The organism is Salegentibacter sediminis (assembly GCF_002078605.1).
Taxonomy (GTDB): Bacteria; Bacteroidota; Bacteroidia; order Flavobacteriales; family Flavobacteriaceae; genus Salegentibacter; species Salegentibacter sediminis.
Genome location: NZ_MSJR01000004.1, coordinates 227,929 through 249,971, shown reverse-complemented (window position 1 = coordinate 249,971; position 22,043 = coordinate 227,929). Strand labels below are relative to the sequence as shown.

Sequence of the window (22,043 nt, the reverse complement as noted above, 5' to 3'; positions counted from 1 at the left end):
TTAATTATTAATTTAAATAACGTCTTTGGTTATCCCAGCTGCTTCGGCTGTTTTGTTTCTCGGTGTTTAAAAATGCTCTGCGGGTGGTCTTGAAAGTTTTCATCGTTTCTAAGTTTTTGTTCTTTACCTAATAGACTTTTTAATTATTGTTTTGTTACAGTACTATGTATAAAATAGTACTATTTTAACACATAATTAACTATTCCTTTGATTTTCAGTAATAAAGAAAAGGGGGAAGGTGTCTGTTTAATAAAAAAAGCGAACCAATTGGTTCGCTTTTATATAGGCTTTAAAAAAATGTTATTTTAACTTTTCTGAATTTCTTCAGCAACGGCCTGTACCTGGTCTAGAACTCTTAGAAGGTTTTCTCCCCAGAGTTTAGCAATTTCTTCTTCGGTATAACCTCTTTTTACGAGTTCTGCAGTTACATTAAGGGTTTCAGATGCATCGTTCCATCCGTCAATGCCACCGCCACCATCAAAATCAGAGCTGATCCCTACGTGATCAATACCAATTAAATTAACCAAATAGTCTATATGATCAACGAAATCGCTTACCCCTACTGGTTCAATCTCCTCTTTAAGTTGTTCAATATCGCTTTGTGCAGCAGTTCTTATTTTTTGAAATTCAGCATAATAAATACTTCTGTCGTTTGGTGATAGCTTCTTGATACTGTCACGTTTCAGAAGTTTGAAGTTCATTTCTGCGGCCTTTTTCTCGTAAACTTTTTTCGAAGCTTCAGAAAAAGCTTTATTCTTTTCTATATCCAGGTATCCACTAAAAGCTACAGTTTGCACAACTCCGCCGTGCTCTTTGAAAAGCAATAGCAATTCATCATCTAAATTTCTGCTGTGATCACATAGCTCCCGTGCAGAAGAATGAGAAGCGATAAGGGGCGCCTTGGAAATTTCGAACATTTGTTTGATCGATTCCTTTGAGGGGTGGGACACGTCTATCATCATTCCGTATTTATTCATTTCGGCGATAACATTTTTACCCAGGTCACTTAACCCGTTATGAAGCCATTCATCATTCTCTTCCCCGGTATTCGAGTCGCAAAGTTGGCTGTGGCCCTGGTGAGAAAGAGACATATAGCGTGCGCCAAGCTCATAGAATTTCTTTACGTTTCCTATGTCTTCTCCAATTGGATAGCCATTTTCAACGCCGATCATCGCTACCTTTTTACCTGAGGCGTGTATTTGCCTAACCTCTTCTGAAGTTGTTGCAAGCCCAATTTTATCAGGAGCAAGTTCATTTACCAGTTTATGGATGGCAATAAACTTCTGCATCGCATTATTATACGCGGCCTGAAAACCTTCTTCATTTAGCTCCTCCTGGCCGGTGTAAACAATAAACCACGCTACATCCAGTCCACCGGCTTCCATTTTAGGCAGATTCACCTGGGTGTCCAGATCCATGGTATAATTGTTTTCGTTGGTGAAATTATTCAGGTTGATATCGGCATGGGTATCTATGGTAATTATTTTATCCTGGATATTTTTGGCTTTATCCAGTGTTTCCTGTTTGTAGTCCTGCGCCTGTATACTAAAGGCACCAAAAAGCAATAAAAAAGAGGTTTTAAAAATTTTCATGAGAGCATATGATTTATAATTGCTGAAAATAGGAATATTTTTTCAATAGGCATAAGATATACAGTCCCTGATTATGAATCATATTAGTAACCGGGTTTTTAGATTAGAATTATTTAATTTTGGCTTGCCCTGATTTTTGTATTTTCAAAAGGATTTTCAGCTACATTTGGTATTCATTTAATTTTATTGATGGAAAAATTTATTGTGGTTAACCAGCCTGAAACCTGGAACCTGGAACTTGAAAATATTCGAATAATTTCAGCTCAGGCTTACTTAACCAATCCGGAATATGCGAAGTTTAAAAAAGCCCGGGTATTTAATCTCTGCAAGGATTATTCCTACCAGTCCCGGGGATATTATGTTTCTCTTTTAGCCGAAGCCCGGGGCCACCTGGCAATTCCTACAGTAACAAATCTGGTGGATCTTCGAGAGCCAAAACTGGTAAAAATCGTTTCCGAAGAATTTGATGACCTCATTCAGAAAAGCTTAAAAAACATTAAATCCCAGGAATTTACCCTTAGCATTTATTTTGGGCAGAACGTTGCTCAAAAATACCGGGAACTCAGTGCAATGTTTCACCGGCATTTCCAAATACCCTTTCTACGGGTACGATTTAACTTTACCACCAAATGGAATATTAAAAATATAAAGGCAATTTCTGAAGCTGAAATTCCCGAAGAACATAAAGAAAGTATGCGGCAGTTTGCTGCCCAGTATTTTACTAAAAAACGCTATGATACTCCGCGTACGGTTAATGCCGATTATGACCTGGCGATTCTGGTTAATCCGGAGGATCCCGCACCACCTAGTAATTCTAAAGCCATTAAAAAATTTACCGAAATAGGTGAAAAGATGGGTTTTTATGTAGAAGTAGTGTCGCCTAAAGACCTTTCCCGTTTATCTGCTTTTGATGCATTATTTATAAGGCAAAGTACCGAGGTGAACAACGAAGCTTATGCCTTTGCCCGAAAGGCCCAACAGGAAGAAATTGCCATTATAGATTATCCCGAGGCGATTTTAAAATGCTGTAACAAGGTTTTTATGGCTGAAGCCCTTCAAAATGCCGGAATTCCTACCCCTAAAACCGTAATTGTTCATAAGGACAATAAAAATTCAGTGGTTGAAGTTACCGGGCTTCCTGTGGTACTTAAATCTCCCGATTCGACTTTCTCTTTTGGTGTGAAAAAAGCCTCTACTGCCGAAGAATATCAGGAAATGGTAACTTCCATGCTTAAAAAGTCTGATCTGGTTATCGCTCAGGAATTCTTACCTTCAGAATACGACTGGCGTATTGGAATATTAGATGATAAACCATTCTATGCCTGTAGGTATTATATGGCCAAAGATCACTGGCAGATCTATAACTGGAACGCCGCCGAAAAGGAAAACCAGGACGGTAATGCCGATAGTTTACCCATAGAAGAAATACCCAAAAAAGTATTGGATGCTGCCTTGAAATCAGCTAAAATAATGGGGAAAGGACTTTTTGGAATAGACGTGAAAGAGATAAATGGCCGCGCTCTGGTGATAGAAATAAACGATAATCCAAATATAGACACCGGGGTAGAAGATGGATATTATGGCGATCAGGTTTATACTGATATTCTAAGTGCTTTTAAAAGCCGACTTGAAAAAAAATAATCATGAATTATCACCTCTTTGAAGTTTTTGGGATTGAGCTGGAATATATGTTGGTAAAAAATGAAAGCCTGGAAGTAAACCCGATTGTGGATCAGCTTTTCATTAAGAAAAACGGCAGCTTAACCGCTGATATTGATAATGGTGAAATTGAATGGAGCAATGAGCTGGTAGCCCATGTGCTTGAATTAAAGACCAATGGACCAACTAACAACATGGAAGATCTGGATGCGATTTTTGCTGAAAATATTCAGGAGATAAATGCTCTTCTTAAGGAATATAATACGCTGCTTTTACCATCTGCCTCTCATCCATTAATGCAACCCAAAACCCAAACTCAGCTATGGAAGCACACTTATAGCAAGATCTACGCCTTATACAACCGTATTTTTGATTGTAGCGGGCATGGATGGAGCAATGTGCAAAGTATGCATATTAATTTACCATTTTATAATGATTCTGAATTTGGAAAACTACATGCAGCCGTTAGAATCCTGCTACCCATCATTCCCGGCTTAAGCGCGAGTTCCCCAATTTTTGAAGGAAAAGCAACAGGTTTTAAAGATTCCCGCCTGGAAGTCTATAAAACCAATCAGAAAGAGATTCCGCAAATGACGGGAAAAGTAATTCCCGAGCAGGTTTTTACCAAGGCAGATTACTATCAAAAAATTTTCAAACCCATAAATGCGGCTATCAAACCCTTCGATACAGAAAATATTCTTGATCATCATTTTCTTAATTCCAGGGGTGCCATTGCAAGATTTGACAGAAACGCAATAGAAATACGGGTAATAGATATTCAGGAGTGCCCGGCCGCCGATATAGCAATAGCTGTTTTGATTATTGAAAGTTTGAAATTACTTGTAAATGGGGAATTAATTGCTTTAGACGAACTTAAGAAATGGCATGAGGAGGAACTTTTTCAAATTTTTAATTCGGTGATTGAAAATGCTGAAACCACACAAATTAGTAACGAAGCCTACTTAAAGATTTTCGGAATTAAACAGGAAGCCAATGTTCAACAAATCTGGGAGAAATTATACGAAAAATTACAATCCCGGATATCCATTAAACATCAGAAGACCATCGAATATATTTTAGAAAATGGCAGCCTTTCAACCAGAATTCTCAGGAAACTCGATCATGATTTTTCAGAAGAAAAAATAAGAAAGGTATATGAACAACTTGGAGAATGCCTGGTGAGCAATCAATTATTTAAAATGTGAAAATTGTTTTTACCTGCGAACATGCATCTAATCAAATTCCCGGGAATTACAGATATCTATTCCCGGAAGCCCGGGATATTCTTAATAGCCACCGGGGATATGATCCCGGAGCATTAGATCTTTTTAAAGATCTTATAGCCTTGGGCGATTTTAGCGCCACTTATGCCATTAGTAGGTTGTTGGTGGAGGTGAACCGGTCTATTGGACATCCTGATCTATTTTCTGAATTTACCAAAGGACTTTCTTCAGCAGAAAAAAATAAGATAATCACCACCTGGTATAATCCATACAGGAATGAAGTTGAAAAGCAAATTAAACAATTAATTGAAAGCGGGGAGCAGGTTATACATTTATCTATTCATAGTTTTACTCCTGTTCTAAATGGCAGGTTACGAAATGCAGATATAGGTTTGCTTTACGATCCTTCGCGAAAAACTGAGAAAGTATTCTGCCAGGATTTAAGATCAAACTTAAGGATCATAGATCCCAAGCTAAAAATAAGGTTTAATTATCCTTACCGGGGGAAGGCCGATGGTTTTACAACATACCTTAGAAGAAAATTTCCGGAGAATTATTCCGGAATTGAACTGGAAGTAAATCAGAAATTTGTAAAGGATAACAAGATGGGTTTAAAACTTAAAAATACCGTCTTTAATGCCCTTCAAAAGACCTTAAATTAATACCGAAATTGCAAACTTTCCGTATTTAAAAATTCCAAAAATTGCCTGATATTTCATAAATTGAATAAATTTTTAAAAGATGAAATTTATAGAAATCAAAGACCTGAATGATGATATCTTCTATCTTAATAAGGAACAAATAATGTATATCGCCTTCCAGGTAGATTCAGGGTGTCATGTGGGGCTTAGTAATGGCTTGCAGATTAAAACCAATGCCAGTTACGAAGAACTTAAAGATTTGGTAGACGATTGATGAATAATAAAACCCCTGAAATCTTTAGACTCCAGGGGTTTTTTATATAAAAGTGTGTTGATTATTACTTGATCTCCACTACTTCAAGATCAAAAACAAGATCTTTTCCGGCTAGAGGGTGATTACCGTCTACCACGATAGATTCGTCTTTTACTTCTTTAACTACAAGGTTCATTTCCTGACCATCAGGGCTTTTAGAAACAAGGCCCATTCCTACTTCAGGTTTGATCTCTTCAGGAAGCTGAGATTTTGGCACTTCCTGGATAAGTTCTTCTCTTGGCTCTCCGTAAGCTTCTTCTTTCGGGATATTTATGGTTTTCTTTTCGTTAACCTCCATATCGATAAGGCCTTTTTCAAAACCTGGAATTAACTGCCCCTGTCCCATTGTGAACTCAATAGGTTCTCCACGCTCCACAGAGCTGTCAAAAACCTGCCCGTCAGTTAGTTTTCCGGTGTAATGTACCTTTACCGTATCATTTTGCTTTACTTGACTCATAATAATATTTTTCGAGTTTAAAAATAGGCTAATTTTCAGCCTTTTAAAGCTGCAAAGGTACAGTTATTAAAATGAAACCCAAATTAAGCACCGGAGAATCCCCGGTCTTGGGTAAAGATTAACAATGTTCAAAATCTAAAGAATTTCTAAATACCGGCAAAGCAGGCGACACGCAATAGTCTGGGAATCAATATATACAGTTGTTTAATTGGAATTTTAAATATTAAAAGATACATTTATTAACTTAAATTTAGAATTTCCTCCAATTAACCCTGGAGATTTAACCCAACTTAAACCTAAACTTTTTTATGGAAAAAAATAAATTTAATTCCAGAAGGAATTTTATTAAAAGTACTGCTCTGGTTACTGCCGGGATAAGCATTATTCCCCGGCATGTAATGGGAGGCCCCGGATTTCTGGCCCCTAGTGATAAACTTATTGTGGCAGGAATTGGCGTGGGGGGAAAAGGTCAAAGTGATATTCAGAATTTTGCCAATACCGGAAAAGCCGATATTGGTTTTTTATGCGATGTTGATGACCGCCGGGCCGCTACTTCAATAGGCCGTTTTCCTAAGGCAAAATATTATAAGGATTGGAGAGAAATGTTTGAAAAAGAGGCTAAAAACTTCGATGCAGTTTCTGTTTCCACACCAGACCATAACCATGCAATCCAGGCCCAGGCAGCCATGGAACTGGGAAAACATGTGTATGTACAAAAACCTCTGACTCATGATATTTATGAAGCCAGACAACTTACCGAAACTGCTAAGAAAAATAAAGTGGTAACCCAAATGGGTAACCAGGGAGCCTCGGGAGATGGAGTTAGAAAACTCCGGGAATGGTATGATGCCGATCTTATTGGAAAAGTTCATACCGTATTTTGCTGGACAGACCGTCCTGTATGGCCACAGGGTATCCCATGGCCAGAGCAGCCTAATGCTACAGTCCCTTCAGAACTCGACTGGAATTTATGGCTGGGAACTGCTCCATATAAGGATTACGTAAATGGGCTTGTTCCATTCAACTGGCGTGGTTGGTGGGATTACGGTACAGGAGCACTTGGCGATATGGGTTGCCATTTAATTGAAGCTCCTTATCGCATATTAAATCTCAATTATCCTAAAGATGTACAAAGTAGTGTAGGTAGTGTTTATGTAGATGAATTTAAGCGCGGTTACTTCCCTGAAAGTTGTCCGCCTTCAAGCCACGTGATTATGACCTTTCCAAAGACAGACAAAACAGATACCGATATTACCCTGCACTGGATGGACGGCGGAATAAAACCTATGCGTCCTGAAGAGTTAGGGCCCAATGAAACTTTTGGTGATGGAGGAAATGGGGTGCTCTTTATTGGTACTAAAGGAAAAATGATGTGTGGTACCTATGGAGAAAACCCTCAATTATTACCTACTTCTAAAACCGAAGAAGTTAATGTTCCTCAAAAGTATGCCAGAGTAGAAGGTGGTGCCGATGGCCATTACGGCCAGTGGGTGGATGCTGCTATTGCCGGTTATGGTAAAAAGGAACTTAGTGCGCCCTTTGAAATCTCTGGCCCGCTAACCGAAACTCTGCTTATCGCAAATCTTTCCCTAAGAGGTATTGATGTGCGCAATGAGAAGACCCGGGAAAATGGTGACAAATATTTTGAATATCCGGGTCGGGATGTAAAAATGCTTTGGGATGCCGAAAATATGAAGGTTACCAACCTGGATGAAGTGAACCAATTTGTGAAACGGGACTACCGTAAAGATTGGTAGTTTGTTTAAATATTTTGGGGATTCTGGCGTTTAGAAACAAACTGTAATTATTTAAGTAATGATGCTTATGCGCCTGTTTCCATTAGTGCTTTTTTGTACTTTTTTATATTTTATCACAGGTTTTACGTCCTGCAATTTTGATGCTGAAAAAACTCCCGAGTCTATAGTGGTTTGGGATAGTCTTGAGGTTACTGCTTCGGCTTATAACTCTTTGAGCTGGCAAACCACAGGTGGTAATCCCCATATTGCCGCCTGGGGAGATACTTTAAAACCAGGCTTAAAAGCCATCGCTGTTTCCAGGGATCTTATCGAAAGAGGTCTTGATTATAATACCCCCGTTAAAATTGAAGGTTTTGACGGGGTTTTTCTTGTTAAGGATAAAATGCATTACCGCTGGAAAAATAAAATAGATATTTATATGGATGAAGATGTTCAAAAAGCAAGGCAGTTTGGCAGGAAAAAATTGATGATATATTTTGTTTCCGATACAATTTCCGGAAAGAAATAAACCGCTCTTTTCTTTTCTATCCCAATCCCAGATATCCCAAAATTATCCAAAGGATTATAAATACTACAAGCATGCCGAAACACCCACAACCACCTCCAAATTTTTTTGCTCCCCATCCGGCAAGTAAGGCCCTGATTATATTTTTCATAGCAACTTAAATTAGTTAGTAACTCTAAATTAGGCAGTTTTAATTTTACTGAAATTGGAATTAGGAAAACTTTAGGTAGCTCGCAGAGATTTTTCCTAAAAGTGATTTTATAGGTTTTTTCGTATATTGATATTCCTTAAAATAAAACCGAAGCTTATGAAAAATTTATTGCTATTCGCCATTCTTATTACCGGTTCCTTTGCTTTCGCTCAACAAAAGACTGCAGAACTTATTAAGAAAACTGATGGTTTTAGCCATCCTGAATCAGTGGTTTATGATGAAGATCGGGAACTTGTGTATATATCCAATATTGGGGAAAAAGACCCGGGAGATGGTTTTATATCTAAAACAAACCTTGAAGGTGAGGTCCTCGAGTTAAATTGGATTACCGGCCTCAATGATCCTAAAGGACTGCTGGTTTGGGACGACCTACTTTACGTAAGCGATAATACCTATCTGGTAATAATGGATATTGAAACCGGGAGTATAAACAAGCGTATAGAAGTGGAAGGTTCAGCATTTCTCAATGATATAACCGCAGATGATGAGGGCAATATTTATATCTCAGATTCGGGGAATAGCAGTATTTATATTTTGAAAAAAGATGCTGATAAAGTGAGCCAGTGGCTAAGCACAGAGAAACTTGAATTTCCCAATGGTCTGCTGGTGGTTGATGATTATATCTATGTAGCTGCCTGGGGTAAGGAAGACGGAGGAAATCTTTTAAAAGTGGCTCTTGAGAGCAAGGAGATCACGAAAATCTCTGAAAAACCAATTGGTAATCTGGACGGAATTCAGCTTAATAATAATAACAATTTTTATATTTCAGATTGGGCCACCGGCGAGGTACATGAAATTGACAGGAAGGGGAAAACTCATAAAATATTAACATCAGAAAAAAGTTCCGGCGACATTCTTTTCCATGCCGATTCCGGAAAGATGGTGTTGCCCATGAACCGGCAGAATTCGGTTTGGTGGTATCAGATAAATGATTGACCAGCTAAATTTTAAAATGCAAATAAGAGACAGGGATGATAATGAATCTGAAGACTATATTCTTCAGGATAATAAGAAAACCAGGTTTGGCACCTTCTTCATCATAATAATACTGGCGATCTTAATTGCCGTTGTGGCTATCACAGGATTCTATTTCGATTTCTGGTAGACTATTGTTTAATTTCATTGAGAAGTAAAAATGCCTTGTTTACATATTCCTTCTCCAGGAAAATAGCAAAATAGTTTGAGGTAGAAATCATCTCGAAAACGGGAATTCCCTCGTATGCCAGGAGTTTAAAAAGATAGAAATAAAGCCCCACAGATTGGGAACTATTTTTTGGTAGGGCTATGGTTATAGAAGATAACTCTTTCTTTACAGAGACTCTCACTTCATTCTTAAAACAATCCTGAACCAAATCGGTGAGACTGGCAGAAACCAGGATATTGCTTTCCTGGTAATTACTGGAATAATTAAGATAAACCCCGGTTTGATCCTTAACAGCCTCGAGCAACCTTGCTTTATTAGCGATAATGCTTTTTGAATTGAGGAAGGTGTATTCTGTTATTCCCGAACGAACCACAATATCACCCAGTTCCCTGAGATGCCTCATATTTATTTTAGTTCTCCGGGGCGCATATCTTCGCAAAGCCATAATGATAGAACCCTGCTTTACCGGTTTTTTCATTTCAGCTTCAACTTCAGGTTGGATATCGGCAGCAAGACCACTAAAATTAACGATATCTCTCGCAATAGCATCATCTAAAAAAGGTTGGTGCCGAATAATATCGTGAACGCAGGTCGTTATGGTTTTCATTGTTAATTATTATACATTTTGTGCAAATGTATATAAATTCAATTATTTTTTTTGTAACTCTTCTACCTAAACCTAAATATGCACTTTCAAATCAATAGAGATGAAGGTTTTAAAATTTGGTGGAACATCGGTTGGTTCGGTAGCGAGTATCAAAAATGTGAAAACGATTTGTTGTTCCGGGCCCGAAAAAAAATTATTGGTTCTTTCTGCAATGAGCGGGGTTACCAATCAACTCGTGAGCATCACTGAAAGTATTAAATCTGGTGATGTTGCGGGGGTAGCCAAAGTTATTGATGTTCTCGAAACAAAGCATTTTGAGGTTACTGAGAAACTAATCCAGGATGGATTACTGCAATATGAAACCAAACAGGAAATTTCTGCAATCCTTGCTGAACTGGAAACTATTACAAAGCTTGAATATAATGAAGAGGGATATTCGCGGGTTGTAACCGCCGGGGAAAGAATGCTTACCTGCATTTTTTCAAAATACCTCAAATCCTGTGGAGTGGAGAATCATTTACTCGATGCACGGGATTTTATGCAGGTGAACAATCTTGAAAACCCCGATACAGATCTCGTAAATGAAAACTTCAAAATTAAGGTTTCAGGACTTTCAGATACCGATATTTATATCACCCAGGGATTTGTTCGCCGAGATGAAAATAATAAGATAAGCACGCTAAAAAGGGGAGGGAGTGATTATACCGCCACTATTCTAGGCGCAGCCCTAAATGCTGAGGAGGTGCAGATATGGACCGATATAGACGGATTTCACAATAACGACCCTCGGTATGTGGAGCACACTCATCCCATTGCAGAACTAAGCTTCGAAGAAGCAGCAGAACTTGCCTATTTTGGAGCGAAAATTCTCCACCCTCAAACCGTATCGCCGGTTATTCATAAAAATATCCCGGTGTACCTGAAAAATACTTTTACTCCGCATTTACCGGGGACCAGGATCTCAGGACAATCAACGGGAAAAGGTTTAAAAGCGATTTCAGCTAAAGACGGAATCACAGCCATAAAAATAAAATCTAACCGAATGCTGATGGCCCACGGTTTTCTACGGAAGATTTTTGAGGTCTTTGACCGGCATCAAACGGCCATAGATATGATTACCACCTCTGAGATCGCAATTTCCTTAACTATAGATGATAATCGAAACCTGGATAAGATCATTGAGGAGATCGAAGATTACGGTGAGATTATCGTAGAGCGAGACCATTCTATAATCTGTCTTGTGGGAGAGGCCGTAATTGAGGATAAAAAAGCCAGCAGGATCTTTGAACTGCTCCACGATACCTCCATAAGAATGATCTCCTATGGTGGAAGCAATAATAATATTTCCTTACTGGTAGGGACCAGCAATAAAATTAACGTGCTTCAAAAACTCCATCAAAAAGTGTTTGTTGAGACGCCCGTTGGCGAATTTGTTTAAAGTTTCTGTTAGTGAACAGTTTTTCTGTTCTTTTTGTGTAGTGAAAACCGCCGGTTGCTAATAATTTTTGCCGGCGGTTTTATTTTTTTCTTCAATAAACCGGGCCATAAAATAGGTGCTTCGATGTAGATGATGCTTTAACATAGCACCGATGAAATTTTTTTCCCGATGTTCGGGAAGGTGGTTCATAATCTGTAGTTTTTTCTGAAATTCATTTCGAAACCTTTCTGCAGAAAACCGGGAATTAATTATTTCGAAACCACGGGCTTGTGCAGTTTCCCATTTTGACTCATCCAGGTATAATTTAATGGTAGCTTCGGAAAATTCCTTTGGATCATTTTCTATAAAACCATTCCATGGAAGATTTCCGGGAATCCCTTCGGCTCCAACTTCAGTAGTGATAGCCGGGGTGCCGCATTGCATGGCCTGGATTAGTTTTCCTTTTAGTCCGGCTCCAAACTGAAGGGGAGCCAGACAAATTCGGGCTTTTTTCATTTCATTTTCGGCATTCTCTGCTCTTCCGTGCACTAAAAATCCATTTTTAGGATCATTTAATTTGAAGATCTTTTCAGAAGGATATGCACCGTAAATATGCAAATTTGCTCCAGGAAGTTGCTTTCTTATCATTGGCCAGATCTTTTCCTTCAGAAGAAATACGGCATTGGTATTGGGCTCATGAAGAAAATTTCCGATGCTTATAAAATCCTTTTTTTCGTTAAAACCTGGCAGAGAGTCAATTTCTTCCCGAGTGATTATTCTTAACATAAAGGGTAAATAGAAAAGTAGACTTTCGGGAATATTAAAATCATCGGTGAGCAGTTGCATTTCCACTTCAGAAATAATCAGACTTAGATCACAGCGATAGATTGAAGCAATTTCTCTTTTGGCAATTTCAGAGTTCAAATAGAGGTCTTTGGGCTCTTTGTTTTGCTTGTATGCTGTAAGCCGAGCTTTACGAATAAAATGAAGATCTTCTGTATCAAGGATTTTAAGCGCTGTAGGACAAAATTTGTCTACTCTCCAACTAAATTGTTCCTCCATCATAAACCTGTCAAATAACACTATCTCAGGTTGGAGATCTTCTATATAGCTATCAAAACTCGGTGAGTTCAGTTCAATGGTTTTTGTAATTATGCCCAGGCTTTCCAGCGGCGGTACATAGGCGCTTCGGGTAGCCGTTGTGGAGAAATGAACCTGATAATCTGCTTTCAGAAAAAAATCTATTAACTGCATCATTCGGGTACCGGCAGCAGAAGAGTTTGGTTCTGGCCATACATAGCCTATTATGAGCAATTTTTTCATCGGTAGGTTTGTTTTTGTAAAGCAAATATAATTTAAATGCTTTCCGCTAATAAGATAGAGCCAACAATCCATAAAATAAGCGAAACTACGCCTCCAATAATGAAGAAGTGTCTGAAACGGTAAATTCCCATTCCATAGATAATGGTGTTGGTCTGGTAGCCCACGGGAGTAAAGAAACTAAAATTTGCTGCAAATAACACCGCAAGAATAAAGGGTTTAGGATCCATTTTTAAGGCAAGTGCAATGGTAATCGCTATAGGGGTAATTATTATGGCGGTAGCATTGTTAGAAACAAAACCACTCATAATCATGGTGACCAGAAAGAGCAATCCAATTACAACGGTATTGGTTTGCTCGTTGAACAATTCCAGGAGTTGGACAGAAAGCCATTGATCGGCACCGGTATTACTCATCGCCACACCAAGCGGTATCATTCCTGCCAAAAGGAAAATAATTTGCCAATTTACCCGGGAATAAATTTTACCCAGATCTATACATTTAAAATAAATCATTAAAAAGCAACCTATCAGGGCGCTTTTAAGGATAGGGAAAATCCCAAAGGCAGATAATGCAATCACAAGTAACAGAATAAACAGGCTTAAGTATCTCTTGCGGCGGTTGCTTACTTCTATATCCCGGTGCTCCTGAAGAATAGTTACATTTTCAATTTTCTGAAGTTCTTCCATAACACTTTCTGTAGCTTCAACCAGAAGGCGGTCCCCAACTCTTAGTTCTATATGGCTTCGGTTTTTATCAAAAATTCTACGACGGGGATTCATGAAATTCCTTCTTTTTCTAATAGCAAGTGGAACCGCACCATATAATTCATAACTCCCCACATGTTTTAGCCTTTTTCCCACCAGCGGAGAGTTTGGTAGGATTAATAATTCAACTACTTCAACATTCTCATCAAGTTCAGTATCCTTTTCTATATTATTTTGGGTGAGTTTCCTGTCTTTTATCACTGAAATCCCTTTTGTTTCTTTCAATTTCATCAGGTTTTCCAGGTTGCAGCGCAATAAAAATTCATCGGCTTCTCTAATGCCCGTATTCTTACCGGGCTTGTCGTTAATTATCCCTTCTCTTTTTAACCTTAAAACTTCAAAATCAGGATTATTCTGAAAGAAGGTATCTCCTATATTTTTTCCTATCAGGTCTGAATCTTTCTGAATGATAATCTTGGTGATAAATTCATCCAGATCATATACATCGCTGTAATGTGAAGGTTTTTTATTTGGAAGAAATTTGATCATTAAACTAACTACAACAATGGTTATAGCCATAAAGATCACGCCGTACCAGGTAAATTCGAAAAAACTAAAACGCTCAATACCACGATCTACGGCTACAGCATTTACGATAAGGTTGGTGGAAGTCCCCATCAAGGTACAGCTACCGCCTATAATTCCTGCAAATGAAACAGGTAAAAGTAGCTTTGAGGCAGGAATATCGTAGCGTACAGAAAGTTCATTAATGATTTTGATGAAAACAATAACTACCGCAGTTGTATTTATAAACGCCGAAATCCCGCCGGCAATAAACATAAAAGCCGGAACCATAAGATAAACCGGTAAACCGCGTAATCTCCTAAGTCCATTAGCAAGCCAGTCTATAACTCCGTTAGTTTCCAGGCCAATAGCCATTATCATAAGTGCCAGCACCGTAATAGTGGCGGGACTCGAAAATCCGGAAATAGCTTCTTCAGGACTTATGAGATTGGTTACCAGAAGACTTACCATAATGAAAAAGGCAATCTTGTCTACCGGAAATAACTCGAGGGCAAAGAGAACAATAACAATTCCCAGAATTATAAATAAAAGGAGAATCTCGGTAGTCATATCTAAATTTAAACATAAAAATAAACCCATATGAAGTAGCTGTTAGAATTCTTGGGAAATATTTATGACTTGATTGAAATCAGGGGAAACTTCAATTAGTGAGTACACGGAAAAATTTATTAACTTGAATAAAAATGAATGAGTTATGAGCAGAGGATTTGTAAAAGAAGAAGACCAGGAAGAAGCTCCATTAATTCCACCTCGTGCAGCCTTGCCCGATGGCGTTACGAATTATGTAACTCCAAAGGGTTTTGAATTGTTACAAAAGGAGAAGAAAGAACTTGAACAGCAACGTACTTCTATTAAGATTAAAGATGAAGTTGAATCGCGAAGAGCAAAATCTGTAATAGATGGAAAGTTAAAATTACTCAATGACCGTATTGTTACGGCCCGAATTCTGGATCCCAGGTCTCAGGCCAAAGATGAAGTAAGATTCGGGGCTAGTATAAAATTTAAACATAAGGAATCTGGAGAGCTTCAAGAATTCACGATCGTAGGTGTTGATGAAGCTGATGTAAAGAAAAATAAGATTGCTTTTATAGCTCCAATTGCACGGGCGGTAACGGGGAAAAAGATAGGAGAAACCGTAGAGTTCAAGCTAGGCCCGGAAACCCGTAATCTGGAGATTCTGGAAATCTCCTATTAAAATTTTGTAATAAATTTAAACTTAGGATATGAAAAAAACTTACTTGACGACCTTAAACCTTCAACAGGTGGATATTGGCCTGCTTATTTTTAGACTGGCAATTTCAGGTCTTATGCTCACTCACGGAATTCCAAAACTGATTCGGTTTTTTAGTGATGCCCCCATTCAATTTGCAGACCCAATAGGGATAGGGGAAGTCACTACTTTTACTTTTGCCGTTTTTGCAGAATTTGTTTGTTCGGTTTTGGTGATTCTGGGTTTAGGAACCAGATTTGCGGTCCTTCCCTTAATCGCGACAATGGCCGTAGCAGCTTTAATAGTTCACGTTCCCGATGGATTTGGGAGACAGGAATTACCACTCTTATATTTATCGGGTTGGATATTGCTGTTTTTTACCGGGGCTGGGAAATACTCCCTGGATCATTATTTTTTATCTAAAAAAAGAAAATAAAAAAACGGCTTTCCATCTCTGGAAAGCCGTTTTAAATTAAGTAAGAATTTCTTATTGTTCTGAGTCCAGCATTGCAAAGAATTTATCCAGGTTTGGAATAATTACAATTCTGGTTCTTCTATTCTTAGCCATATTCTCAGGAGAATCGTTATCTACCAGAGGAGAATAACTACTTCTTCCCGCCGCGATAAGTTTTGCAGGATCTACATCATATTTATCCTGTAATATCCTTACAATAGAAGTTGCTCTTCGCACACTTAAATCCCAGTTATCCTTAAGATAAGAACCTTCTACCATAGTACGATCGTCGGTATGACCTTCAACCATAACTTCCATGCTTGGTTCAGAGTTAATAACTTCTGCAAGCTTCTTCAATAACTTGTTTGCATCATTTTTAACCCGGTAACTACCATCACCAAACAAAAGCTTGTCTGATACATTAATCATAACCACCGTCTTGTCTACGCTGATATCTACATCATCTTCATCTGATCCTTCAGAAATAGACTGCTTTAAATTGTGAGATACCGCAAGGTTGATAGAATCTTCCAGGGTTTCTGCTTCCGCAACCTTTTCCGGATCCATCCTGGCGATCGTTTCCCGCATTTTAGCCTTATTGTTATTAGACATTACGGTAAGGTCGTTCATTTCCATTTTTTGATCACTTTCATCACGCAGGGAATTGATCTTCGCGTTGTACTCGGCAACACGGGCCTCCACCTTTGCGTATTTAGCTTCAATTTCTTCCTTCTCAACCTGTGTTTTTTGAAGGGTGCTTCTGGTGTCATCGAGTTCAGACTCCAGTTCCACATATTTTTTCTTTGAAACACAAGATGTCAGCATGGCTGCTGATAAAACAGTAATTGCTACAGTTTTTCTCATAGTTAGTTTATTTTAGTTTTGTCCAGTTAAGTGTTAGTTTATATAATTATTGGACGCTTCAAAGAAAACGAGACCATTTTTTTTATCGTATCCATTTTTGCCGTTTAACGTTTTATTAAGGCAGTTTTATCATTTCATTGTAAGTAAAACCCTTCAATGTCTTTTCTCAAATGTATAAGTATTTTCCTGTTATCTGCTGTTTGTCATTATGTTACCGGTGTTCGAGGCAGAATCACTCCAATTAAGCAGTTAAATGGATAAACGTTTCGACTTAAGTGGCTTGAAAATGGGATCGTACCCGATGATATTTCAAATATCGAATTGGAAACTAACCAATAGCTTTCTAACCGGCTTTAACAGAATTTTATTGAAAATCCCTCTTTAAAAACGCTTATTATAGGCTAAATTTGAAGGAAACCGCCAGAGAAATTGGATAAAAAGTCAGGAAAAAGAACAACAGGAATAAAAATTTTAAAAATCCTCGCAAAAATCTTTGCGGGGTTTCTTATTTTAATCTTACTACTTATTCTATTCATAAGATCACCCTGGGGGCAAAACCTTATCATAGATAAACTTACATCTTCTCTTGCCAAAAAAACAAATACCAAAATTGAAATCGAGCGCTTGTTCTTTACGTTTTCAGGTAATATTAATCTGGATGGTTTATACCTTGAAGATCAACAGGGAGATACCCTTGTTTTTTCTGAAAAACTTAAAGCCGATATACCTTTTTGGCCTATCATACGTGGTCGTGGCATTAGCGTAAATTCATTGGATTGGAGCGGAGTAAAGGCTAATATTCACCGGGAGGATTCTCTGGAAGGCTTTAATTTTAATTATTTAGTGAAAGCACTCACAGCTTCAGATACCACAAGCTCACAGGATACAACCCAGGCAGCACCAATGCAAATCGAAATAGGGGAGGTGCAACTAAATAATATTTATATTAAATATGACGATAAAGTTTCGGGAATTAATTCTGAAATAGAGTTAGGGAGTTTAAACCTGGAAATGGATAAAACAGACCTTGAACAAATGGAATTTCAGGTTGCCGATCTTGAGTTAGAAAATAGTAGAATTAAATACCACCAGGCAAAAGCCTTCCCGGAAACTGATGAGAAAGGGGCGCCTTTGCCAAAACTTTCGGCTAATTCTGTTCGTCTTAAAAATATTGAAGCCAGGTATAATTCGGTTCCCGATTCTGTGGAAGTTGAGGCGGATATATTCAGGTTTTTTTCCTCACGGCCTGATCTGAATCTCCCCGAAAATCGTATTGCGGTAGATCAGATAAAGCTTGAAGATTCCTGGGTTGCTGTAGACATTCAAACAAACCCGGAGAAAATATCACAGGATAACCAGGAAGATTTTTCCTGGCCGGAATATTATTTAAGCTTGAATGAATTAAATCTGGAAAATAACAGCTTTACTTTTACTGAAAATAGCCTGGAACCTCAGAGAGATACCTTTAATGCTACAGCGATCGCATTAGAAAAACTAAATGGCCGGGCGACCGATTTTCTTTTTAAAGACCAAAAAGTTTTATTAACTCTGGAAACGCTTACTTTTAACGAATACTCCGGAATGGATCTTAAAAAGTTCTCCGGTGAATTTGAGGTGACAGATCGGGGGATGGATTTCTCAAACCTCCAATTTCAGCTAAATCAGAATAAGCTTCAGGGAGAGTTTTTAATGGAATATGCCTCCATAAATGATCTTATTCAGGCCCCAGGAAATTCTATACTTTCCTTAGACCTGTCACAAATCAATTTCGATCTCAAGGAGCTTTTTAAATTTGAACCTGAGCTCAGGCAAAATGAATACCTCCTGGCGCTTAGCAAAAAACCTGTGATCGGCCAGGTACAGGCACAGGGAAAACTTGCAGAGCTTTCTGTTCCGATGGTAAAAATATATTGGGGTGATACTTATATCAATGCCAATGGTCAGATTAATAATGCTACTGATCCTGAAAAAATCAGTTTTAATTTCCCCAATGCAAAAATTGTTTCTACACGAAATGATCTTACTTCTTTTATAGATGAAAATAGCCTTGGAATACGTATTCCTGATGAGATAGATCTCCAGGGAAGTCTAAGTGGAACACCAACCAATGTTACAGCCGATCTTATCCTGAATTCCAGTGACGGACAGATCGATCTGAAAGGAAATTTCCAGAATGATGAGCAGATAGCTTTTAATGCTGATCTCACAACCTCGAAACTTAACCTGGGAAGTCTCCTTAGCAATAAAAGTATGGGGATTATTAATGTGGATCTTACTGCTTCAGGATCGGGAAATAATATTAATTCTATGGATGCAGAGCTAGAGGGAATGATTAATTCCTTTAGCTATAATGAATATGCAATAAAAGAATTGCCTATTACAGGAGAGTTGGAGAATGGAAGTGGAATGTTTAAGAGTTCTTATCAAGATGAAAATCTCGAGGCAGTCATGCAAGCCAATGTGCAATTAGATTCGGTAGCACCCGGGGCACAAATCGATCTGAATCTAAAAGGTGCCGATCTCCAGGCTTTAGGTTTTACATCCCGGCACATAAAAACAGGATTTAAGCTCAGGGCAGATTTTAAAGGAAACGCTGAGAATTATGATATTAGCGCCCAATTAAGGGATGCGATTGCCGTATATGACAACGAACCTTATTTTGCCGGAGATCTTCAACTTGATGCCCATGTTACCCCCGATACTACCGCTCTACACATAAATAACCGTATTCTTGAACTTAGTCTTGAATCCAATGCCGATCCTATAGATTTTGCTGAAGCTCTGGAACGACATTACCTAAGTTATTATAGGAACACCCAAATTGATACTTCCAGCAATCCGGTGAATATTAAATTTAGAGGCGAAATCAGGGAAGCTCCAATCCTAACCGATGTTTTCATATCTGGGCTGGAAGAAATGGATACGATTAAACTGAATATGGATTTTAGGGAAAAGGAACGCGAATTAACTGCTGTCGTTAATTTTCCTCTATTACAATATGGATCAAATGTAATAGACAGCCTTGCTTTTAGGGTGAACTCTAATAAAGAGAATCTGGATTTCGAGTTTGGTTTTAATTCCCTGGAAGGTGGCCCTCTTCTGGTTAAAAAAACCTTCCTCCAGGGAAAGATGGAAGACCAGAAACTATACCTGGACTTTGTTGCTAATGATAAGGATAGTCTTTTGGTGCACGTGATGACAGAAACCAGGAGAAAGGGTGATAGTGTGATGGTGAGCCTAAATTCTTCCGAATTAATTCTTAATAAAAATACCTGGAATATTCCGGATAATAACAGAATTGTATATACCCAAAACAAGCTTGAGTTCAGTAATTTCATAATAAGCCGAAAGCAACAGGAAGTAAGTCTGGATAATGTCTCCGGAAACACAGAAAAAGAACATATCGCCCTTAATTTCAGAAATTTTAATCTGGCTACCATTTTCAATTATTTTAATCCTGAAAAGGAACTGGCAGGAGGGAAAATGGATGGTCACCTGACACTGGAAGAACCTTTTGGAAGTACTGCCATGCTGGCCGATTTGGAGGTTAGAGATTTTAGAGTGATGGAAGCGCCCCTGGGAGTATTAAATATTGATGCAAGCGCCAAAGGCGGAGGAAATTATGCTATGGATCTTTCTACAAAGGGTGGAGAACTGGATATGGATCTAACCGGGGAATATGCAGCAAATGAACAGGCTGCACAATTAAACCTGGATCTTCAGATCAATGAGTTGCAGTTAAGCGTTTTGGAACGATTCTCCCAGGGGGAGATCAAAGAGACCAGTGGGAGTATCGCCGGGAATGTAAAAATTGGAGGAACTACCCTGGAGCCTGAATATTCAGGGACTTTGAATTTTCAGGATGCCAATTTTAATATAGCCAGGCTGAATGCCAATTTTGAACTTCAACAGGAAAAAATAGCTATTGATAATGAGGGAATTTATCTGGATGATTTCACCATAAGGGACAGAATTGATAACAAATTCGTGGTTTCAGGGGAGATTTTAACCGAAACATATTTAAATCCAGAATTCGATCTGAGACTTGAAGCTAATAATTTCAATGCTCTGAATTCTACCCGGGAAGATAATGATCTTTTCTTCGGAAAAGCCAATTTTGATGTAGATGCCAGGATAACCGGCGATCTTAAACTCCCCAGAATAGATGGAAATCTTAGAGTTAATTCTAATACCGATCTCACTTATATAATGCCGGACGCCGAACTTGAGATGATGGAACGTGATGGCGTTGTGCGTTTTGTAAACCGTGAGGACCCAGACGATATTCTAACAGGAAATACCGAAGAGGCAACTGCCGTAGTTTCTGGAATCGTTGTAAATACAATTATAGATGTAGATGAAGATGCGGTTTTTACAATAATTATAGACGATAATACTGGCGATAATTTTAGAGTTGCCGGGGAAGGGGAGCTAACTTTTAATATAGCTTCAAATGGCCGAACCAGTCTTTCGGGACGTTATGTTATGAACCGTGGGCACTATGAGATGAGCCTCTATGAATTGGTTAAAAGACGTTTTGAAATAGTAGCGGGGAGCAGTATTTCCTGGGCGGGGGATCCTATGGAAGCTCGATTGGATATAAGTGCCCTTTATGAGGTAGAGACCTCTGCAACTTCACTTATGGCCAGTGGGGCTACCACAGATGTTAGTGGACGATTCAGGCAGGAGCTTCCGTTCCAGGTTTATCTTAATGTTGATGGAGAACTTATGCAGCCCCAACTTAGTTTTGGTCTGGACATGCCTGAGGCGCAACAAGGCGCCATTGGAGGACAGGTTTATGGTAGAATTCAACAGCTTAACCAGCAGGAAGCTGAACTTAATAAACAGGTCTTTTCATTGCTTGTATTGAATAGATTTTTTCCTGAAGGAGGAAGTGATGGCAGTCGCGGTGGAACTATGAATATTGCCCGGGATAATTTAAACCAGGCCTTATCCGATCAGTTAAACCGGTTTTCAGATCAATTGGTGGGAGAAACAGGAATCGAATTAAACTTTGGCGTAGATAGCTTTACTGATTATCAGGGAGAAAGTCCGCAAGAGCGCACTCAACTTGATATAACCGCTCAGAAACGCTTGATGGACGATAGGTTAATCGTAAGTGTGGGAAGCCAGGTAGATGTGCAGGGAAGTAATCCTACGGGCGAAAGTACCCCTATGATAGGAAATGTAAGCCTCGAATATCTCCTAACCGAAAATGGACGCTTCCGGCTTAAAGGCTTTCGAAGGAATATGTATGAAAATGTGATAGATGGGCAGATTATCGTTAGTGGTATCGCTCTAATTTTTACCAGAGAATTCAACAAATTCAAAGAATTATTTGAAAAAGAACTCCAGGAAACGCAGAAAGAAAAATAGA

Annotated in this window: 19 protein-coding genes; 12 read left to right on the top strand and 7 right to left on the bottom strand. The window is 38.6% G+C overall.

Annotated elements, in window-relative coordinates; genetic code table 11:
- Window positions 1–305: 305 nt before the first annotated feature.
- Entirely contained in the window at window positions 306–1,592 is a 1,287-nt protein-coding gene (locus BUW93_RS08795; protein WP_081211220.1) for a dipeptidase, read from the bottom strand.
- Window positions 1,593–1,781: 189 nt separating this feature from the next.
- Between BUW93_RS08795 and BUW93_RS08790 the strand changes: the two genes are divergently transcribed.
- The 4 genes from BUW93_RS08790 to BUW93_RS14925 all read left to right on the top strand — a co-directional run bounded on the left by BUW93_RS08790 (window position 1,782) and on the right by BUW93_RS14925 (window position 5,389).
- On the top strand, window positions 1,782–3,233 hold the full coding sequence (locus tag BUW93_RS08790) for a RimK family protein (RefSeq protein WP_081211218.1): 1,452 nt from the start codon (window positions 1,782–1,784) through the stop codon (window positions 3,231–3,233).
- Window positions 3,234–3,235: 2 nt separating this feature from the next.
- Window positions 3,236–4,456 (top strand): carboxylate-amine ligase, encoded by a 1,221-nt coding sequence (locus tag BUW93_RS08785; RefSeq protein ID WP_081211216.1) that lies wholly within the window; start codon window positions 3,236–3,238, stop codon window positions 4,454–4,456.
- Window positions 4,453–5,136, top strand: coding sequence for an N-formylglutamate amidohydrolase (locus BUW93_RS08780; protein ID WP_081211214.1), 684 nt, complete (start codon window positions 4,453–4,455; stop codon window positions 5,134–5,136). The genes BUW93_RS08785 and BUW93_RS08780 overlap by 4 nt, the downstream gene beginning before the upstream one ends.
- A 79-nt stretch (window positions 5,137–5,215) precedes the next feature.
- On the top strand, window positions 5,216–5,389 hold the full coding sequence (locus BUW93_RS14925) for a hypothetical protein (RefSeq protein ID WP_157893304.1): 174 nt from the start codon (window positions 5,216–5,218) through the stop codon (window positions 5,387–5,389).
- A gap of 64 nt (window positions 5,390–5,453) precedes the next feature.
- Here the strand turns inward: BUW93_RS14925 and BUW93_RS08775 are convergent, their stop codons facing one another.
- A complete protein-coding gene (locus BUW93_RS08775) occupies window positions 5,454–5,885 on the bottom strand; it encodes an FKBP-type peptidyl-prolyl cis-trans isomerase (RefSeq protein WP_081211212.1) in 432 nt (143 codons plus the stop codon).
- Between the two features lie 308 nt (window positions 5,886–6,193).
- Here BUW93_RS08775 and BUW93_RS08770 point away from each other — a divergent pair, with 308 nt between their 5' ends.
- Together BUW93_RS08770 and BUW93_RS08765 are read left to right on the top strand one after the other, a co-directional pair.
- Window positions 6,194–7,642, top strand: coding sequence for a Gfo/Idh/MocA family protein (locus tag BUW93_RS08770; RefSeq protein ID WP_081211210.1), 1,449 nt, complete (start codon window positions 6,194–6,196; stop codon window positions 7,640–7,642).
- A gap of 58 nt (window positions 7,643–7,700) precedes the next feature.
- Window positions 7,701–8,150, top strand: a complete 450-nt coding sequence (locus tag BUW93_RS08765; RefSeq protein ID WP_081211208.1) for a 3D domain-containing protein — start codon at window positions 7,701–7,703, stop codon at window positions 8,148–8,150.
- Window positions 8,151–8,166: 16 nt separating this feature from the next.
- Here BUW93_RS08765 and BUW93_RS15135 read toward each other — a convergent pair whose 3' ends face one another.
- Entirely contained in the window at window positions 8,167–8,298 is a 132-nt protein-coding gene (locus tag BUW93_RS15135; protein ID WP_262507190.1) for a hypothetical protein, read from the bottom strand.
- Between the two features lie 156 nt (window positions 8,299–8,454).
- Here BUW93_RS15135 and BUW93_RS08760 point away from each other — a divergent pair, with 156 nt between their 5' ends.
- Both BUW93_RS08760 and BUW93_RS15040 read left to right on the top strand, forming a co-directional pair.
- Window positions 8,455–9,294, top strand: a complete 840-nt coding sequence (locus BUW93_RS08760) for an SMP-30/gluconolactonase/LRE family protein (protein WP_157893303.1) — start codon at window positions 8,455–8,457, stop codon at window positions 9,292–9,294.
- Window positions 9,295–9,310: 16 nt separating this feature from the next.
- Window positions 9,311–9,463 (top strand): hypothetical protein, encoded by a 153-nt coding sequence (locus BUW93_RS15040; RefSeq protein WP_198537003.1) that lies wholly within the window; start codon window positions 9,311–9,313, stop codon window positions 9,461–9,463.
- Window position 9,464: 1 nt separating this feature from the next.
- Here BUW93_RS15040 and BUW93_RS08755 read toward each other — a convergent pair whose 3' ends face one another.
- A complete protein-coding gene (locus BUW93_RS08755; protein ID WP_081211204.1) occupies window positions 9,465–10,109 on the bottom strand; it encodes a hypothetical protein in 645 nt (214 codons plus the stop codon).
- A gap of 100 nt (window positions 10,110–10,209) precedes the next feature.
- On the opposite strand from BUW93_RS08755, the gene BUW93_RS08750 reads away from it, so the two are divergent.
- Entirely contained in the window at window positions 10,210–11,547 is a 1,338-nt protein-coding gene (locus tag BUW93_RS08750) for an aspartate kinase (protein ID WP_081211202.1), read from the top strand.
- A 57-nt stretch (window positions 11,548–11,604) separates the two neighbouring features.
- Here the strand turns inward: BUW93_RS08750 and BUW93_RS08745 are convergent, their stop codons facing one another.
- A complete protein-coding gene (locus tag BUW93_RS08745; protein WP_081211200.1) occupies window positions 11,605–12,849 on the bottom strand; it encodes a glycosyltransferase in 1,245 nt (414 codons plus the stop codon).
- Between the two features lie 32 nt (window positions 12,850–12,881).
- Window positions 12,882–14,687, bottom strand: coding sequence for a sodium:proton antiporter (locus BUW93_RS08740; protein WP_081211198.1), 1,806 nt, complete (start codon window positions 14,685–14,687; stop codon window positions 12,882–12,884).
- A gap of 145 nt (window positions 14,688–14,832) precedes the next feature.
- Here BUW93_RS08740 and BUW93_RS08735 point away from each other — a divergent pair, with 145 nt between their 5' ends.
- Window positions 14,833–15,333 (top strand): GreA/GreB family elongation factor, encoded by a 501-nt coding sequence (locus BUW93_RS08735; protein WP_081211196.1) that lies wholly within the window; start codon window positions 14,833–14,835, stop codon window positions 15,331–15,333.
- 28 nt (window positions 15,334–15,361) lie between these two features.
- A complete protein-coding gene (locus BUW93_RS08730; RefSeq protein WP_081211194.1) occupies window positions 15,362–15,784 on the top strand; it encodes a DoxX family protein in 423 nt (140 codons plus the stop codon).
- Window positions 15,785–15,835: 51 nt separating this feature from the next.
- On the opposite strand, the gene BUW93_RS08725 is transcribed toward BUW93_RS08730, so the two are convergent.
- The gene (locus BUW93_RS08725; RefSeq protein WP_081211192.1) at window positions 15,836–16,666 is read right to left on the bottom strand and encodes an OmpA family protein; all 831 of its coding nucleotides are present in this window, start codon (window positions 16,664–16,666) and stop codon (window positions 15,836–15,838) included.
- 429 nt (window positions 16,667–17,095) lie between these two features.
- Between BUW93_RS08725 and BUW93_RS08720 the strand changes: the two genes are divergently transcribed.
- Complete coding sequence (locus BUW93_RS08720; RefSeq protein WP_081211190.1) at window positions 17,096–22,042, top strand: translocation/assembly module TamB domain-containing protein; 4,947 nt, start codon at window positions 17,096–17,098, stop codon at window positions 22,040–22,042.
- Window position 22,043: the final 1 nt, after the last annotated feature.